Origin of the sequence: Verminephrobacter aporrectodeae subsp. tuberculatae At4 (genome assembly GCF_000193225.1) — a bacterium.
Classification (GTDB): domain Bacteria; phylum Pseudomonadota; class Gammaproteobacteria; order Burkholderiales; family Burkholderiaceae_C; genus Acidovorax; species Acidovorax aporrectodeae.
In genome coordinates, this window is record NZ_AFAL01000187.1 from 1 (window position 1) to 1,579 (window position 1,579).

Annotated in this window: 2 protein-coding genes; both read left to right on the top strand. The window is 47.9% G+C overall.

Annotated elements, in window-relative coordinates:
- On the top strand, positions 1 to 313 hold a 313-nt coding region (locus VTU_RS31200; RefSeq protein WP_236610642.1), incomplete at its 5' end, for a putative toxin.
- Positions 310 to 1,579 (top strand): hypothetical protein (locus VTU_RS25875; protein ID WP_138927804.1); only part of this gene is annotated, 1,270 nt, incomplete at its 3' end. The genes VTU_RS31200 and VTU_RS25875, both read left to right, overlap by 4 nt.

The following is a 1,579-nucleotide window of genomic DNA, read 5'->3' on the forward strand; positions in this document are numbered from 1 at the left end:
GGAGAACTTCAAAGGAGTGCCTGTGACCCTGCCCGATGGGAGACGGGTTACCACTATTCCCGACCATATGGCGAAGACCTTTGGCATTGTTGAGACAAAGCACGCGGTAAGCCTGTCAATGAATGATCAGTTCAGAGCACAAATGCGGCATGCTACCAAGGAGAAAGTTCCATTTACCTTGGTGGTGAGTCCATCAAATAAGGTCATATCAAAAAATCTGTGGGATGCGATTCATAAGATAGACGGCGCCGTTTACCAATTCGATAAAGCAACTGGAATATATACTCTGATTTCAAAAAGGCCCACCAAATGAGAAAATCATATATTCGAATTTCCATCGTTACTGATATTGACACCACAAAATGGGAGTTCGGCAGAAAAGTGCTGGAGACATTTTGCGAAACCGATCCACGATTGGTACCTGATGGCTTTGACTATGCTTTAGGTGAAAAAATCAAGAGGCCGTTTTATGACATCGCTGCATGCGAGAAGTACTGGGCAATGGAAGCCATCATAGAATCTGGGAATGAACGCACATTCACCAAATGGGATTGCGGGTGGAAACGGTCCAAAGCGGCAAAGTATAGTTATGAAATGTGCCATACCTTGGTGAACCGGTTTGGAGAACTTCAGCCCGGATGGCTCAAGGGTGATGCTGACGCCAACAGAAAGATCGACTGGGCCGGCCTGTTCCACCGCCTTGTTGAACTCGCCAACCCGCAGTTTGCCATTCTGCATTTGTTCACCGATATTGAAACAAGGGACGATGCATTTGGGGCAGACCATCATGCGATTGTTGCCACAGACGATTTCTTCATGGGCCCGCCGGCTTTAATTCTGAAGAAAAGAGGCATCCCAAACCTGGGTTGGGCAACCTTCTTTGGCCGGGAATACACCAAGGAAATCGACGCAGAAAAGCTGCGCGCCAATGGCTTTGCCGTCGAAGCAATTGGCGATGGACACTTGGTGACTCTCACCGAAAACATTTTCGACGTGGCGGACAATTTTGCACTGTTCTCTGCGCGGCGAGTCGAGTTGAAGAAATTGCTGAGACCAGGATTTATTCGTCTCACCAACGAACCCCTGGCAACCGAACTCCCGGAGAACTCCACACCAAAGCATGCGACCCCACCCGATCCCGACAATATGGAACAGCCCGCTGGCATGCTCGGAGGAAGTAGCGAGACAATCCTCTCATTGGATAGTAAGTTCAAAGCACAACTGCAGCTCGCTGCCAGTACAAAAGCTCCATATTACCTGTTGATAACTCCATTAAATAAGGTCATATTAAAAGAGCTGTGGGATAGAGTTCATGAGGTGCAGGGCATCGTTCACCAAATCAATCCGGCAACCAGAGAAGTGGTTCGAATTTTGAAAAGGCCAAAATCTGCAATGAGGGTGCCATATATTAAAATTTCCATCGTTACTGATATCGACACCACAAAATGGGAGTTTGGCAGAAAAGTGCTGGAGGCATTTTATGAAACCGATTCACGCTTGGCGCCTAGTCGCCTTGATTCCGACGCAAAAATCTGGAAACTGTTTCGTGGCGTCGCTGCATGCGAGAAATACTGGGCGA